At 62.6% G+C, this 15,262-nt stretch carries 11 protein-coding genes; 5 read left to right on the forward strand and 6 right to left on the reverse strand.

Going from position 1 to position 15,262, the window contains the following annotated elements; all coding sequences use genetic code 11:
* Window positions 1–8 precede the first annotated feature (8 nt).
* Both icmH and tssF read right to left on the reverse strand, forming a co-directional pair.
* Window positions 9–812, reverse strand: coding sequence for a type IVB secretion system protein IcmH/DotU (icmH, locus tag ACK1U9_RS12685; RefSeq protein WP_108481461.1), 804 nt, complete (start codon window positions 810–812; stop codon window positions 9–11).
* Window positions 813–828: 16 nt separating this feature from the next.
* A complete protein-coding gene (tssF, locus tag ACK1U9_RS12690; RefSeq protein WP_173015095.1) occupies window positions 829–2,592 on the reverse strand; it encodes a type VI secretion system baseplate subunit TssF in 1,764 nt (587 codons plus the stop codon).
* Between the two features lie 293 nt (window positions 2,593–2,885).
* Here tssF and tssM point away from each other — a divergent pair, with 293 nt between their 5' ends.
* Complete coding sequence (gene tssM / locus ACK1U9_RS12695) at window positions 2,886–6,563, forward strand: type VI secretion system membrane subunit TssM (RefSeq protein WP_230386332.1); 3,678 nt, start codon at window positions 2,886–2,888, stop codon at window positions 6,561–6,563.
* Between the two features lie 118 nt (window positions 6,564–6,681).
* Here the strand turns inward: tssM and tssJ are convergent, their stop codons facing one another.
* From tssJ to tssG, 3 genes are read right to left on the reverse strand one after another with little or no spacing between them, the layout of a single operon-like run.
* Window positions 6,682–7,464 (reverse strand): type VI secretion system lipoprotein TssJ, encoded by a 783-nt coding sequence (tssJ, locus tag ACK1U9_RS12700; RefSeq protein ID WP_108481462.1) that lies wholly within the window; start codon window positions 7,462–7,464, stop codon window positions 6,682–6,684.
* Window positions 7,461–8,030, reverse strand: coding sequence for an FHA domain-containing protein (locus ACK1U9_RS12705; protein ID WP_108481463.1), 570 nt, complete (start codon window positions 8,028–8,030; stop codon window positions 7,461–7,463). Before ACK1U9_RS12705 ends, tssJ begins: the two co-directional genes overlap by 4 nt.
* On the reverse strand, window positions 8,027–9,037 hold the full coding sequence (gene tssG / locus ACK1U9_RS12710; protein ID WP_108481464.1) for a type VI secretion system baseplate subunit TssG: 1,011 nt from the start codon (window positions 9,035–9,037) through the stop codon (window positions 8,027–8,029). The genes ACK1U9_RS12705 and tssG overlap by 4 nt, the downstream gene beginning before the upstream one ends.
* Window positions 9,038–9,380: 343 nt before the next feature.
* Between tssG and ACK1U9_RS12715 the strand changes: the two genes are divergently transcribed.
* From ACK1U9_RS12715 to ACK1U9_RS12725, 3 genes are read left to right on the forward strand one after another with little or no spacing between them, the layout of a single operon-like run.
* A complete protein-coding gene (locus ACK1U9_RS12715; protein ID WP_153670807.1) occupies window positions 9,381–10,049 on the forward strand; it encodes an ABC transporter ATP-binding protein in 669 nt (222 codons plus the stop codon).
* Window positions 10,046–12,508, forward strand: a complete 2,463-nt coding sequence (locus ACK1U9_RS12720) for an FtsX-like permease family protein (protein WP_449109930.1) — start codon at window positions 10,046–10,048, stop codon at window positions 12,506–12,508. The genes ACK1U9_RS12715 and ACK1U9_RS12720 overlap by 4 nt, the downstream gene beginning before the upstream one ends.
* Window positions 12,498–13,553, forward strand: coding sequence for a lipocalin-like domain-containing protein (locus ACK1U9_RS12725; RefSeq protein WP_449109931.1), 1,056 nt, complete (start codon window positions 12,498–12,500; stop codon window positions 13,551–13,553). The genes ACK1U9_RS12720 and ACK1U9_RS12725 overlap by 11 nt, the downstream gene beginning before the upstream one ends.
* Before the next feature lie 190 nt (window positions 13,554–13,743).
* On the opposite strand, the gene ACK1U9_RS12730 is transcribed toward ACK1U9_RS12725, so the two are convergent.
* The gene (locus ACK1U9_RS12730) at window positions 13,744–14,490 is read right to left on the reverse strand and encodes an enoyl-CoA hydratase (protein WP_046615217.1); all 747 of its coding nucleotides are present in this window, start codon (window positions 14,488–14,490) and stop codon (window positions 13,744–13,746) included.
* A 102-nt stretch (window positions 14,491–14,592) separates the two neighbouring features.
* Between ACK1U9_RS12730 and ACK1U9_RS12735 the strand changes: the two genes are divergently transcribed.
* Window positions 14,593–15,237, forward strand: coding sequence for a TetR family transcriptional regulator C-terminal domain-containing protein (locus tag ACK1U9_RS12735; RefSeq protein ID WP_046615218.1), 645 nt, complete (start codon window positions 14,593–14,595; stop codon window positions 15,235–15,237).
* The last annotated feature ends 25 nt before the right edge of the window (window positions 15,238–15,262 follow it).

The raw sequence follows: 15,262 nt of genomic DNA on the forward strand, positions 1-15,262 counted from the left end.
TGTCGAGTTCATGGCTGCAGCATCGCCTGCAGTGATGCCAGTACTTGCTGGGTAATGCCGTCAAGTTTGCTGGCGAAGTAGAGATACAGGCCTGTGCAGAACACGCCCATCACGGCCCAGGGCGTCCACCAGGGCAGTTGGCGGTTCATGCGGTAATGCCGGGGCGCGACATGGGCCAGAGGGTCGGTCAGGGGTTGCGATTCGGCTTCGGGGCCATGCAGTTCAACGATCCGGTCATGGACCCGCTTGAGCCAGGCGGCCAGTTGCTCATCGCCATTGGTCTGGTTGGCGTACTTGCCGCGGTAGCCCAGTGCCAGGCACCAGAACAGGAACACAAACAGGTCGTAGCGCTTTTCGGGGGCGTCCAGCAAGCGTTCGAGCACGCTGAAGAATTTCTCGCCGCCCCAGGTTTCCTGATGGATGGCGCTGAGCAAGGACTGGGCTTTCCAGGACGAGTCGCGCCCCCAGGACGTAGTCATCACGGCTTCATCGACCACGCAACACAAGCAGTAGGAAAACACTACGCGGTCGCCTTCGTCGCAGTGTTCAAGCTGACGTACCTGCTCGACCATGCCGTGGATCATGTTCTTGACGTGGGCATGCAACTGCTCGACGTGGTCGTAGTGTTCGGTGCCTTCCAGGCGAATGACCAGGCCGAACAGGGGAGAGGCGATGTCGAAGAGGGGGAATGTGGTGTTCGAGCGGGTGTCGAACCCCAGCGCGTCGACATGAGGGAACAGTTCGCTGAGTGGGGGCGACCCGCGCGTATCTTTTTGGTCCTTGTCATACGATTGAGCGGATGTAACGGTCATAGGGCGGACTTCCTGGTCACATCACCGGCTGCCGCCCGGTCCGGGCAGGCCACAGCTGGCGGGTTGCGTTGGCGGTGTTGATGATCTGCAGTTGATGGAATGAGTTGCTGTTGGCGTACAACGTCATGAAATGGGACAGCACGTTGCCGAACAGCTGCACCTCACCCTCGCATTCGAAGCCGGCAGGGTCGATGTGCAGGATGGTGCGCATGCCCCGAACCGGCACGCCCTTGACCAGCCAATCGCAGGGCTCGTTGTCCACCTGTCTGATGGCGTCGAGGCGCTGGGTGGTATTGCGCTCCTGCTGCAGGTCGTGGGCGGCGACAAAGTCGTAAACCCGCAGTACCGCGGCAAGGGTTGCAGGAGAAGACAGCGACAGGTTGTTCAGCGCAAGGTTGGAGAGCAGCGCCCAGTGGCGCTCACCTTGGCCACCGCTCTGCAGCATCGGCGGGTAGCTGCGGGTAGGGCGGGTGAGGTTGCGATAGGTGACGAACGAGGGGGTGTCCTGGGTGGTCACATCGACCTCGCCAACCCTGAGCTGCTGCGCAAGGGGCCCGTTGCTGCAGGTAAGGTCGATGTTCAGTTCTTCGTGCAGACCAAGGTAGGGCGCAAGGTTGTGATGCACCAGGCTAATCTTGTGTTGCACCTTGTCATTGACGGGTTCCTGCTCGATGTCCAGCTTGTAGTAGCGGGCGGGCGTCGGCTCGGCCAACGGGAAGTCACGGTCCAGGGCTTCGAAGGGTTTGAAGTCCTGTACGTGATCGTTGGATTTCTGACGCTGGCTGCTGACACGATCAATGCTGAAAATCTCACCTTCCTTGCCGCCCCGGCGCTCCATTCGCACGGTTTCACACAGTGGCTGCCCATTCAACGGGATGGGCTCTGCCGTACAACTGAACAGGTTGATGGCAGGGATGCAGTTGAGCAGGATCGTTGTCTGGTCGATCTGTATGTCGGGCGGGAGGGGCGCGCTGAAACCGAACTCCAGCTGGATATGAGCGGCGGCCTCGTCAGGCCAGTAGCTGCCGAGCCCGTCAATGCGAAACCCATGAAAGCGCTCCGGGAAGCAGAAGAATTCGTGCAGGATGCGGTAGCCATCCATCTGCTCGCCGGGGCTGGGCAGCAGCGCTTCGTTTGCCTCGAAACCGACGAAGGCCACTGAGGGTGGTAGCGCAAAGCGGTGCTGGCCGATATGCAGATCAAGCTTGTCCAGGTGCTGCGCCAGCCACTGGTAGAGAGTGAGCGCATTGCGTTTACTGCCAGCCAGATGAAACCGAAGCTGGTCGCACTTCATCTGCCGCAGCGGCTGCTCGGACAAGGCGCCCAGGCCTATGCGCACTACCGGTGCTTCGGCACTGGGTTGCGTGGTGATGCTGCGAATTTCCAGCGGCGCGATAGCCAGGTCCGCGCAGGTGCGGAACTCGCACCTTACGCCGTCAACGGCTCGGGAGAACACAGGGGTGCCTTTGGGCAACACCTGGGTTTCGCTCAGCGCGTGGTCGACAGGCTGGAACTGCATCAGTGTCATGCTCGGCAGCGGACGCAGAAAATTGGGGTAGAGCAGCTGCAGCAACGGGTGGGTCAGCTCGGGCAGATGGTCTTCGATCTTCATGACCAGGCGAGCGGTCAGGAAGGCGAAGTGTTCCATCAGGTACTCGCTGGCCGGGTCCGAGGCGGTGCGACCGAGGACAGGCGCCAGACGCGGGTCGTCCTCGACAAAGTCGTCACCCAATTCCCGTAGGGTCTGCTGCTCCTGCATGAACCAGTCTTTGAACTTCATGTTTATCGCGTTGGACGCTCTATCTGGTGGCATGTGCCGGTGTTGATGAAAAGTGCACTTGGCTTATTTGTAGGAAAGTTCCCACAAGTTGATGGGTTATTAACTTTTCTGAAGCAAGTGCTTTTTTATTTAATAATTCAGGAAAGTCACCGGCGTCTGCAAGAAAAGTGTTAGCTGGTATTTCTTGCTTGATATCATTGAATAGTGTTTTTCAATGCTGCTACTGTTTTTGGCAGTGTGCACTGTGAGGTGCCTTAAATCATTCGGAAATGCAGTCGGTAAGGTTTGCCGCTATGAAAGTGAACAAGGACAGTCTGCTGCGCGGTGTATTGCTGGTGCAGCGTCAGGCAATGCCGGTAGTTGTTGGCGTGGTACTGCTCGGCGTTGCTGCCGCAGTGGTCTGGCTATGGTGGTTGGGGCCTGAATGGCGTTGGCGTGAGCAGCAACCGCTGGTTGACCTGCCGGTGCGGATTGCGGCAACCGTGCTGCTGGTGATGCTGCCATTGCTGGCATGGAGCGCGTGGGTGCATCGGCGCAACCGCTCGATCGTACGCGAACAGCAACGGCAGCGGCGCGAGGTGGAAGACCCGTGCCTGGTGTATCTGCAGGCCCAGCAGCGCTCCCTCGACAGCAGCCTGGCCCGCTTGCGCGACAGCCAAGGTGGCCGCGGGCACCGTTACGATGTGCCGTGGTACCTCATCCTTGGCGAACAGAATGCGGGCAAGTCGAGCTTCGTCAGCCGTTCGGATCAGCGTTTTGCACTCACCCGCACCGATGGCGCCACCCAGCGGGCCAGTACGGATCAGGACCTGGCTTTTGGCATCGACTGGTGGGTAGGTGACGACGCGGTGCTGATCGATCCGCCGGGCGAGTTCATCAGCCAGCCCGAGCGCCCGGCGTATGTGGTCAAGCCCATCAAGCCGCCGACAGCGGCTGAGGAGGGGGGCGATGACAACACGCTGCCAGCAGTGCAGGAGGCTGCACTGACGGCGAGAGCGCCGGCCGAGCCCTCAGGCCTGCCGGCGGGCGTCGAGCGACGCCTGTGGCGGCACATGATTGGCTGGCTTGCCCAGAACCGCAGCCGACGGCCACTCAATGGCGTGGTCTTGCTGGTGGATATGGTCAACCTGTTCGGGCGATCGGCGAAGGCACGACGTGACCTGGCATTCATGCTGCGTGCGCGCCTGACGGAGCTGGGTGATGAATTGGGTACGCGCTTGCCGCTGTACGTGGTGATGAGCAAGTTCGACTTGCTGGACGGTTTCGAGGAACTGTTCGCCGCGCTCCCGGCCCGTGAGCGGGAAGAGGTGCAGGGCTTTACCTTCACGCTGGGTTCGGTAAAGGACTTCGATGCCTGGCTGCAGGAGTTGGAGGGAGCCTATCAGGGCTTCCTGGGGCGCCTTGGCAGGCATCTGATGAGCGCTACCGTGGAAGCGCCTGGCAGCACGGGCAAGAGCGCCTGCTCGCTGCTTCGGGAACTGAGCGGGGCGCAGGAGATGTTGTTGAATTTCCTCGGTAATGTACTGGCCAGTGACCGCTACAGCACCCCACCACTGGTGCGTGGCCTGTACTTTTCCTCGGTCTACCAGCGAGGCGAAGTGCGCAACCTGCTCGCGGACGCTTCTGCCCGCGCCTTTGCCTTCGCTGCCCCGGCTTTGTCGACCAAGCCGCGAGGCACCTCCGTGGTGTATTTCGCGCAGCGGCTGTTGCAACGCGTGGTCTACCCCGAGGCCGGCCTGGCGGGCGACAACCGCAAGGTCGCCCGGCGCAAGGGCCGCCTGTTGAAGGGCGGCGCCGTGGCGGCGAGTGTGTGCGGGTTGGCCATGGCCGGTGGTTGGGCGTACTTCTACAGCGTCAACCGTGACAAGGCAGAGCAGGTGCTGGAGAAAAGCCTTGCGTTCAGCAACACCAGCACGGACGCCAAGGATGATTTGACCGGGCGCAGCCTGCTGCTGCCGTTGAATGAGATCCGTGATGCAGTGAGCCTGTACGGCGATTATCGCTCTGGTTGGAGCGTGTTCACGGATATGGGGCTGTACCAGGGCAAAGCCATTGGCCCGCAAGTGGACCAGGCGTACCTGAATGCCCTGGCCCAGCGCTTTCTACCGGTGATTGCGGGCGGCGTGGCAGCGTCTGTCAAGCAAGCCGCCCCCGGTAGCGACGAGCAGTTGGCGGCATTGCGCGTGTATCGCATGATCGAGGATCGCGGTAATCGTCGGGCAGAGATGGTCGAGCAATGGATGGCTCGCGAGTGGCAAAGGGCGTATCCGGGCCAGGGCCAGCTGCAGGCCGCGCTGATGCGCCACCTCAGGTACGCTTTGGCCTACGCAGATGTCGAGCTGCCGGAGTATCGGAAAGTCGTTGCCCAAGCGCAGCAGCAGTTGCGCAAGCTGCCGCTGGCCGAGCGTGTCTACATCGGCTTGAGGCAGCAGGCTCGGGAGCAATTGCACGGTGAGCTGGATTTGCGCAACGAGATCGGCCCAGCGTTCGATATCGTCTACAGGCCACTGGCCGAGCGCGATCACCAGGCGGCCGTCGACGCCAATTTGTCCCTGCCACCTTTGCTGACGGCGACGGGCTTTCGCGACTATTTCGACCAGCATAGCCAGAACGTGGCCGACCTCGCCCTGGTCGACCAGTGGGTGCTAGGGGAGCGGCGTAGCCTCGACTATTCCGACATGGACCGCCAGGCCCTGGCGGAGCGTCTGCGAGCCCTGTACAGCGCCGACTACATCGACAGTTGGCGGCGTGTGCTGAACCAGTTTTCGGTTGCCGAATTCAGCGATCTTGCGCATGCCTTGGGTGTTCTGGAACAAGTCAGCGGCCCGGCAGCGCCGATACGCCGGCTGCTGGAAACCGTGCGCAGCAATACGCTGATCTATCCGCAGGCCGCGGACAGCGAGAAGGAATCGAAAGCCGATCCGCAGGTTCGCATGCAGGCCATGGGTATCTATCGGTCTTTCGCGGGGCTTTCGGGGATGCTCGACGGGCGGGGTGACAAACCGTCCTACCATGACGAAACACTCCAGGCGATCAGCGCTGTACACGACCACCTGAAGGCGGTGCAGGACAGCCCTGACCGGGGCAAGGCCGCCCTGGCGCTAGTGTTGAGCCGTTTTTCGGAAACGGCGCCCGACCCCATTCGCAACCTTCAGCGCATTGCCACGGGCCTGCCGGAACCCCTCAATCGGCATGTTCGCCAGCTGGCGGAGCAGACTTCGCAGGTGCTGATGGTCATGGCGTTACGGGAGCTGGAGCAGCGTTGGGATGCCGAGGTTTACAGCGTCTACCAGGAACGACTGGCCTCACGCTATCCCATCGACCCGGCCGGGCCGGATGTGTCACTCAAGGATTTTGAAGCCTTCTTTGGCCCGCAAGGCCAGCTCAAGCGCTTCCAGGACCAGTACCTTGCGGTGTTTCTCGAAGACAACCTCGATGCCCTTTACTCCCGTGCGGATGAAGGTTACCTGGTCCGCCCCGAAGTCATGGTGCAGCTGAAGCAGGCTGAAGCCATACGCAATGCGTTTTTCGACAATCGCGGGGAGCTGAACGTGAGCTTTGGCCTCGAGCCCCTGGCGATCAGCGGTGGCTTGCGCGGCAGTGTCTTCGACCTGGATGGGCAGCTGCATGCATTTGCGGACCGGGGCAAGGAGCCGATCGGCATGACCTGGCCGGGCCCTGCCGGGGAGAGTGGGCATAGCCGTGTCACCTTGGTGCAGGTTGCGGGGACCACAGTCAGCCTGGGCTATCACGGCCCCTGGTCGCTCTACCGCCTGCTCAGCCGCGCTGGGCTGAATGCCCGTACATCCACCAGTATCGATCTCGGTTTCATGATTGCCGGCGATACGGCGCGCTACAAGGTTCACACCACGGGCGCAAACAACCCCTTCACCCGCCAGCTCTTTGCAGGGTTTGCCCTGCCGCAGCGGTTGTTGCGTGACGGCACGGCCAGCGAAGTGGCCGGGCGATAGGGCCTGGCGCAGGCCACCCAAGAACCCCGATACCAGTGGCCTGGGTCGGGATTCGTTGTCTGTTTGTTCCGGTGCCTGGTCCGGCCTTCACAGGATGCTCATTTCTTATTTGGACGGATCATTTGTCACGACGGTATTCACTGTCTTGCCTGAGTTCAACGGTGTTGTTCTCGAAGTGAACGTGTACGGTATGGTTGTAACCGCGTGACTGGATGCGTACTGCATCTTTCCAGCGGCCCTTGGAGTTATCGCCCAGGCGAGCAACGACGGCGATGTAGCGGGTGCGCTCGTTGATTTCTTCGTGTTCGATGAACTTGAACTGGCCAGGGGTCAGACGGTAGTCATCGATGCTGATCAGCGTGGTGCCCAGCGCTTTATCCAGGTCTTCTTCGACTTGCTCATAAGTGGCATCCAGCAACAACGAATCGTCACGGAGCTGAAGTACCTTGAAAACGATGGATGACGGGGCTTGGTGTTGTGATTGCAGGTCGAGTTCCTCAGGCAAACCGGTTTGGGGCGTTGCGTAACTGGCCAATGCCGCAGGCGCCTTCGGCCCGACGATGGCTTGCTTGCCCTCGACAGAAGCGGGGTAGTTGCGGTGCAGCTGCTCCGCCAATGAGCTCAGCTTGTCAGTCAACTCGACAGGACTTGTGGCGCTGAGGTTGGCCACCAGCTGTTCCGGGTGGCCATGCAGCGGTATTTGTTCGCCTGAATCTGTCGGTTCGAGGCTGACAGGCGCAGGCGCGTCTGCGGCGTAGAGGCTCAGCGCCAGGTGGCTGATTTCATTGTTGGGGCCACCGACTGGCAAAGACGGATCCATCGCCACCTGGTAGATCTTGCTGATCGAAGTACAGCCACTGATCGCCAGGCAGGCCAGTAGCAAACCTACAGGCTTGTTCATTGCACCTCCTTGCCGAATATTTCGACTATGGCCGGGTCAACCCGGGCTTGTGCGGCCCTGTCCAGATAGGCCAACGGATCAAGCTCATCCACAGGCCCAGGCATTGAGGTTTGGAAAAATCCGGCGATATCCGTAATCGGTACGCCAAGTATCTGCAGCGGGCACATCTGCTGATTAACCCCTAGCTCGCAGAGTGGGTCTCTGCCGGTATGCGGCTCCGGCTCTACCTCGTCCTCGCCCAGGTGTATGGCAATCTGATAGTCACCCATCTGCAGTCTGTCGTTGTGCCTGAGGCGGATAGGCGTACCCGAAAGCAACTGGGAGTCACTGCCATTCATGAAACTTTTGCCGCTGTGGTCAATGATGCAGAAATGGCCTTCATGCCAGCCGATTTCGCAGTGCACCGGCAGGATGCGAACGCCCCGATCATCCAAGCGCCAAGCACCTTGACTGCCGATGGAGCCGCCAGCCCGATCGAAGCGATGCCGCGGTTCGCTGCCGTGCAAGAGTTGTTCCGGGTTGAGGACGGTGAGCGTGATGCTGGAGGGGAGAACATTTGTACTCATGTGCGTACCGTGATGCGAACAGGGGGAGGCGTGGGGTCATTGCGGTTGGCGATGAAGCTTGTCCAACCGAGGTGGGTGCCATGCGCGGCCCGTAGGCTGAAGGGTGGGGCTTGCTCGGCGCACATGCGTAACTCCAGGTCATAGGCCCCGACATCACGGAGCAGGAACTCCACCAGCCGCGCCAGCCTCTGGTAGTTGTCACCGCTGGGCAGGAATTCGCGGAACTGCTGCTGATCCAGGCCTGCGATCACAATGGTGAACTTGCTGCTGCGTGACTCGATGCTGTCGCCAACCAGGAAGTTGTTGCCGAGTTGGTAGTTTCTGGCCCCCAGGCAGTTGCGTTGGGAAGTGGGAATGGACACGGTGCGCTTTTCGAATTCGCGGATGGCAACCTGCTGGAGGTCGAAACAATGCGCGATCATGCCGGCTACCATGCCGGGCGAGCGGCTGCGGCTGGCGATCATTCCCACGAAACTGAGCAAGCGGCTCCAGGGTAGCGGCGTAGCGCCGCGTAGTGCTGAGTCGTCCAGGCCGATCAGGGCGAAGACATAGCGGGAGAAACCGTCCTTCGCGCCCGGTTGGAAGCGCACGTAGTAGCGGTATTTGCGCCATCCTTGATGGAGCAGGGTATGAAGGCGATGGTTGAAGAAATTGAGGAAAGCCGGGCGTAAACCGATGCCGTGTGCGTTTTCGTAGGCGATCTCGTCAAGGTAGTAAGTGGGCAATGGCGAGTCTGTGCCATGCAGGCCCAGAAAACTTGCCTGGATGCGGTAGCAGTCGTCCTTCAAGCGATCGGCGCGCAACACATCGGCAACAGGGAAAGACAGACTGGGGGACACTTCCAGCCGTAATCGGCGTCTCGTCTCTCGAGCAAGTGGGCGTTGTTCCAGATCGTCGTCGTGTACGTGATACAGCAATTCCAGTAGCTGGAAATAGGCGTACTGGTGGGCGCTTTCCAAAGCGATATCGACCTGGCCAGCGGCGTGCGGAACTACTGGTTTTTCCATGGTTGAGTCTCTTGCCGTAACTAACGGGGGCGAAGTGAATGCTGATCGTAGTCGATGGTTTCTGATTCAGGTCATTGTTTTTTCGTTTGAAAGTGGATATCGACCAATAAAAAGAACTTTCTGTAGGAAGTATCTTTTTTTATTGGCACGGGGCTGTTTATATTGACTTTTCGGTAAGGCTTTCAGGGTTGTGGAATTAATAAGTTCATCGAGAGTTGAAGCTGGATACCGCTTTTCGAATAGAGTCGGAAATTGCTTTATCGAGGAAAACGACGAGTGTTCGTTCACACCGCGATGAACCTGCTATTCCTAAGAAGACCCCTGAACTCACCAAGGCCCGTCGATGCTGGTCATCGAGCAACTGCACAAATCATTCCCCACCCCCCAGGGCCCGCTCCCCGTGCTGCAGGGTGTCGACCTGCGCCTGGCGCGCGGCAGCAGCCTGGCGCTGATGGGCGAGTCGGGCAGCGGCAAGAGTACGTTACTGCACCTGGTGGCCGGTCTGGACCGTGCCGACAGTGGCCGCATCCTGATCGACGACACCCCGCTCGACAGCCGTTCCGAGGCGTCGCTGGCGCTGTGGCGGCGGGAGGGCATCGGCCTGGTGTTCCAGCAGTACAATCTGATCAGCAGCCTGGACGTGGGGGCCAACCTTGCGTTTCAGGCCCGGCTGGCCGCTCGGCATGATCCCGATTGGCTGGCGTACCTGGCGCAGCGCCTGGGGCTGGCAAATTTGCTGGCGCGTTACCCGGAGCAGTTGTCTGGCGGCCAGCAACAGCGGGTTGCCATCGGCCGCGCCCTGGCCGGGCGCCCGGCCTGGTTGCTGGCCGACGAACCCACCGGCAGCCTCGATGAAGCCAGCAGCGATGAGGTGTTGAGCCTGCTGTTGCAGCTGGTCGCCGAGGCTGGCAGTGGGGTGCTGTTGGTGACCCACAGCCCGCGGCTGGCGGCGCGCTTGCAGCAGTGTTGTTACCTGCAGGCCGGCCGCGTGCGGCCCGAGCTGGGCGGATGAGGCTTCTATCGCTGGCCCTGCTGGCGCTGCTCAGCCACTGGCGGCGCCATCGCGTACAGTTTTTCAGCATCTTCACCGGCCTGTGGCTGGCCACGGCGCTGTGGACCGGCGTGCAGGCGCTGAACAGCCAGGCACGCAGCGATTATGCCCGGGCCAGCGCCGTGCTGGCCGGGCCGTTGCAGGCGCAACTGGTGCCGCGGGGAGGCGAGCGCTTCGACCAGGCACTGTACGTGCAGTTGCGCAGGCAGGGCTGGGCGGTGACGCCGGTACTGGAAGGGCGCTTGCGCTTTGCTGGTGAGCCGGCGCGCAGCGTGCGGTTGATCGGCATCGAGCCGTTGAGCCTGCCACCGGCCAGCAGCATCGCCGGTGTGCAGCCCGGAACGTTCGACCTGCAGGCCTTTGTCGGCATGCCCGGGCAAGCCTGGGTCGGGCCGGACACCTTGCGCCAGCTGCATGCAGGCCCCGGGGCCTCGGCACGCGACAGCGAAGGGCAGCTGCTGCCGCCGTTGGTTCTACAGCCAGCGCTGGCCCCAGGGGTGATCGTGGTCGATATCGGCCACGCCCAGACGCTGCTGCATGCACCCAGGCAGTTGTCGCGCTTGCTGGTGGCTGCCTCGCCGGGTCCGTTGCCAGCGGATATCGCGCCTTACCTTGAGTTGCAACCCCGGCAGGACGATGGCGGCTTGCAGCGGCTGACCGACAGTTTCCACCTCAACCTGACCGCCCTTGGCCTGTTGGCGTTCGTCGTCGGCCTGTTCATAGCCCATGCCGCAATCGGTCTGGCACTGGAACAGCGGCGCGGCCTGATCCGCAACCTGCGCGCCTGTGGCATCGGCCTGCAAACCTTGTTGTGCGCGTTGGTGCTGGAGCTGGGGCTGTTCGCGGTGCTGGGCGGGCTGGCCGGCGTGGCCAGTGGTTACGGGCTGGCCGCGTGGTTGCTGCCCGATGTGGCCGCCAGCTTGCGCGGCCTGTATGGCGCCCAGGTCGCCGGGGCGCTGAGCCTGCCCGCAGGGTGGTGGCTGCTGGGCATGCTGATGAGCGTGCTGGGGGCGCTGCTGGCGGGTTTGGGCAGTGTACTGCGTGCGGCGCGGTTGCCGTTGCTGGCGCTGGCGCAACCTCAGGCGTGGCGGTTGGCGCAGGGGCCTTGGTTGCGGCGCCAGGCCCTGGTGGCCGGCCTGTTACTTTTGCTGGCCCTGGGCTGTGGCGTGCTGGGCAACAGCCTGTCCAGCGCGTTCGGCCTGCTGGCAGGCTTGCTGCTGGCGGCGGCGCTGCTGCTACCGGCCTTGCTCGACCGGGTGCTGGCCTGGTTGGCGCGCCATTGCCGGCGGCCTTTGGCGCAATGGTTCGTCGCCGACAGCCGCCAGCAATTGCCGGCCCTGAGCCTGGCGTTGATGGCACTGTTGCTGGCGCTGGCGGCCAGTGTCGGGGTGGGCAGCATGACCGAGGGCTTTCGCAAGACCTTCGTCGGCTGGCTTGACTTGCGCCTGTCCGCCGACCTGTATGTCACGCCAAGGGACACCGCCCAGGGCATGCAGATAGCCGAGTGGCTTGGGCAGCAACCTTCGGTGGGTGTGGTGTTGCCCGGCTGGCGTGTGGAAACACAGCTGCAGGGCTGGCCGGTGCAGGTCCAGGGCATCGTCGATCATCCCGTCTATCGCACACGCTGGCCATTGCTGGCGCAGCAAAAGCACGCCTGGCAGCAACTGGCTGCCGGGCAGGCCGTGATGCTCAGTGAACAGCTGGCCAGGCGACTGAACCTGCAACTGGGCGATCGCCTGAGGCTGCCTGCAGACACTTCGCCAGCCCTTAGCGTTGTGGGCATCTATGCCGATTACGGCAACCCCAAAGGGCACATGCTGGTCAATGCCGGCTGGCTGCGCGGGCACTGGCCACAGGCAACCCTGACCGGCTTGAGTGTCGATCTGGTGGGCGATCAGGTGTTGGCGCTCGAGGCTGCATTGCAACAGCGCTTTGCCCTGGACGACAGCCGCGTGGTCGAGCAGGCGCGTCTCAAACGTTGGTCGACCGACGTGTTCAACCGCACCTTCGCCGCCACTGCCGCGCTCAACAGCCTCACCCTTGGCGTGGCAGGCGTGGCGCTGTTCATCAACCTGCTGACCCTGGGCCAGACCCGCCTGCGCCAGTTGGCGCCGCTGTGGGCACTGGGTGTGCGGCGTACGCACCTGGTGTGGCTGAGCCTTGGGCAGACACTGTTGCTGAGCAGCCTGACCGTGCTGCTGGCGATCCCGCTGGGCATCCTGCTGGCCTGGTGCCTGGTAGCGGTGGTGAACGTGCAGGCATTCGGCTGGCGTTTGCCGCTCTACGTGTTCCCTGGGCAACTGCTGCACCTGACACTGCTGGGCGTGCTTACCAGCCTGTTGGCCAGCGCCTGGCCACTGTGGCAGCTGGCGCGTCGCCAGCCGCGCGAACTGTTGAGGCCGTTTGCCGATGAAACGTAGCGCCTGGCTGTTGCTGTGTGGGTTGCTCGGCGGCTGTGACCAGCCCGCCGAGCAGAGCTATGCCGGGCTCGGGCAGCAGGCGGGCGAATTCAGCCAGGTAAGCCGCGGCCATCGCCTGGAATTTCCGCGTGACCACGGGGCCCACGATGGCTTTCGCATCGAATGGTGGTATGTCACCGCCAACCTCCAGGACTTCCTGGGGCGGGACTGGGGCGCGCAGTGGACGCTGTTTCGCTCGGCCCTGCGCCCAGGCCCCGAGACTGCCGGCTGGAACAGCCCGAACCTGTGGATGGGACATGCGGCGTTGACCGGTCCCGGTGGCCATCAGTTCGGCGAAACCTTGGCGCGTGGAGGTATCGGCCAGGCCGGCGTGCAGGCCCAGCCGTTCCGGGCGTGGATCAATGACTGGTCGTTGCAGGGCAGCAGTGGCATCGAAAATCTGCAAATGCTCGCCGGTGGTGACGGCTTTCGCTATGACCTGCAACTGCACAGCGAGCGGCCCTTGGTGCTGCACGGGGACCAGGGCTACAGCGAGAAGTCCGGCAAGGGACAGGCTTCGTACTATTACAGTCAGCCGTTCTATCGGGTGAGTGGGGAAGTGCAGCGTGACGGCCAATGCATTGCAGTCAGCGGCCTGGCCTGGCTGGACCGGGAATGGAGCAGCCAGCCGCTGGCTGCCGGGCAGACGGGTTGGGACTGGTTTTCCCTGCACCTGGACAGTGGTGCCCGATTGATGCTGTTCCAGGTGCGCGAAGTGCAGGGGCAGGCGTATCGCGCCGGGACCTGGGTTGGCCAGCAGGGTAAGGTGGTGGCACTGCAGGGTGCGCAGATTCAGCTGCAGGCGCTGGCCTGGGCCCGGCAGAAGAACGGCAAGCAGGTGCCGACGCGATGGCGGGTGCAGGTGCCGGGGCATGGCGTGGATGTACAGGTCGAGGCTGTGGAATCGCAAGCCTGGATGGAAACGCGGTTCCCGTATTGGGAGGGGCCGGTACGCTTGACCGGGAGTGCGGGTGGGCGTGGGTATCTGGAGATGACCGGCTATTAGCAATACTGGGGGTTTCTGAGTTTTACCGGGGCTGCGTTGCAGCCCATCGCCGGCAAGCCAGCTGTCATGGAACAACCCAGGGCTCATCGGTTCAGTGAGGCTGCTCCTACAAAGGACGCTTCAAGCGAGCGATATTTGTGGTGGGAGCAACTGGCTTGCCGGCGATGGGCCGCAACGCGGCCCCAGGTTTTCAATCCTTGATCAACCCTCGCAACACCGCTCGCGCTTCTTCAGTGCGCAAGCACTCGATGAACAACCGGGCCTCCCGCGCCACTGTCGTCTCAAGCTCGGCCCGTTGGCCATCCTTGAGCAGCCGCTTGCTGATGCGCAGCGCCGCCTGCGGGTAGCCTTGCAGCTGGCGGGCCAGGCGCCGGGCAGCCGCCAGGCACTGTTCCCCGTCTTCATGCAGTTCATTGGCCAGCCCCCAGGCCACCACCTGTGCGCCGTCGAGCAACTCGTTTGCCAACAGCAGGCGAGCTGCCCGGGCATGGCCAAGCAAACGCGGCAGCAGCAGGCTGGAACCGAACTCTGGGCACACGCCCAAGGGCGCGAAAGGGATGCGCAGCTTGGTGGTACGGCTGACCAGTACCTGGTCGCAATGCAACAGCAAGGTGGCGCCAATGCCGATTGCCGCACCACTGACCGCGGCAATCAGCGGTTTGTCCAGGCCCATCACCACCCGCATCAGGCGGAACACCGGGCTGTCCAGGTCGGCAGGCGGGTTGTCGAGGAAGTCGCGCAAGTCATTGCCGGCGCTGAAGCAGTGCGGCCCACCGGTGATGATGATGGCTTCGACATCAGGGTCTTCACCTGCCGCCAGCAGCAGGTCGCCCAGCCGTTGGTACATGGCGGTGTTCAAGGCGTTGAGCTTGTCGGGGCGGTTGAAGGCCAGGGTCAGCAGGCCCTGGTCCAGGTCACGTGTAATCAGGTCGTTCATGGCAGCCGCTTTTGTTGTTGTAGGCAAGGGTGGCAAGGGTTTATCACGCAGTCCGGCTTGTTGTACAGTCGTTCAGCCCAGCCCATAGCCCGAGAGCCGCCGATGAACCAGGAAGCCCGCTACCACCGCATGCTGCCGGAATTGCGCAAAGCCAACCTGGTCGAGGCAACCCTGGCATGCCTCAAGCGCCATGGCTTCCAGGGCGCGTCGATCCGCAAGATTTCGGCCGAGGCCGGGGTTTCGGTCGGGTTGATCAGCCATCACTATGCAGGCAAGGATGAGCTGGTGGCCGAAGCCTACATGGCGGTCACCGGCCGAGTGATGGGCCTGCTGCGCGAGGCCATGGCCCAGGCTGCGCCCAATGCCCGCGAACGGTTGTCGGCGTTCTTCCGCGCCTCGTTCTGCGCCGAGCTGCTCGACCCGCAATTGCTCGACGCCTGGCTGGCGTTCTGGGGCGCGGTGAAGACCGCCGATGCGATCAACCAGGTGCATGACCATTCCTATGGCGAATACCGCAATGAACTGAGCGGGCTGCTGGCCACGCTGGCCGGGGAGGAGGGCTGGCAGGGCTTCGATGCCGACCTGGCGGCCATCAGCCTGAGCGCCTTGCTCGATGGCCTGTGGCTGGAGTCGGGGCTCAACCCCGGTACCTTCACCCCCGAGCAGGGCGTGCTGATCTGCGAGGCCTGGGTCGATGGCCTGCAGGCCGGTGGCCGACGCCGCTTCAGCCTGCCGGAGGGCTGTTGATCGCCTGTTCAGTAACGAGTACGCT

Source organism: Pseudomonas sp. XP1, assembly GCF_053557675.1.

Bases quoted from the DNA above. Each gene is read 5' to 3' on its own strand.
- icmH (WP_108481461.1), bottom strand. From the start codon at position 812: ATGACCGTTACATCCGCTCAATCGTATGACAAGGACCAAAAAGATACG.
- tssF (WP_173015095.1), bottom strand. From the start codon at position 2,592: ATGAAGTTCAAAGACTGGTTCATGCAGGAGCAGCAGACCCTACGGGAA.
- tssM (WP_230386332.1), top strand. From the start codon at position 2,886: ATGAAAGTGAACAAGGACAGTCTGCTGCGCGGTGTATTGCTGGTGCAG.
- tssJ (WP_108481462.1), bottom strand. From the start codon at position 7,464: ATGAACAAGCCTGTAGGTTTGCTACTGGCCTGCCTGGCGATCAGTGGC.
- ACK1U9_RS12705 (WP_108481463.1), bottom strand. From the start codon at position 8,030: ATGAGTACAAATGTTCTCCCCTCCAGCATCACGCTCACCGTCCTCAAC.
- tssG (WP_108481464.1), bottom strand. From the start codon at position 9,037: ATGGAAAAACCAGTAGTTCCGCACGCCGCTGGCCAGGTCGATATCGCT.
- ACK1U9_RS12715 (WP_153670807.1), top strand. From the start codon at position 9,381: ATGCTGGTCATCGAGCAACTGCACAAATCATTCCCCACCCCCCAGGGC.
- ACK1U9_RS12720 (WP_449109930.1), top strand. From the start codon at position 10,046: ATGAGGCTTCTATCGCTGGCCCTGCTGGCGCTGCTCAGCCACTGGCGG.
- ACK1U9_RS12725 (WP_449109931.1), top strand. From the start codon at position 12,498: ATGAAACGTAGCGCCTGGCTGTTGCTGTGTGGGTTGCTCGGCGGCTGT.
- ACK1U9_RS12730 (WP_046615217.1), bottom strand. From the start codon at position 14,490: ATGAACGACCTGATTACACGTGACCTGGACCAGGGCCTGCTGACCCTG.
- ACK1U9_RS12735 (WP_046615218.1), top strand. From the start codon at position 14,593: ATGAACCAGGAAGCCCGCTACCACCGCATGCTGCCGGAATTGCGCAAA.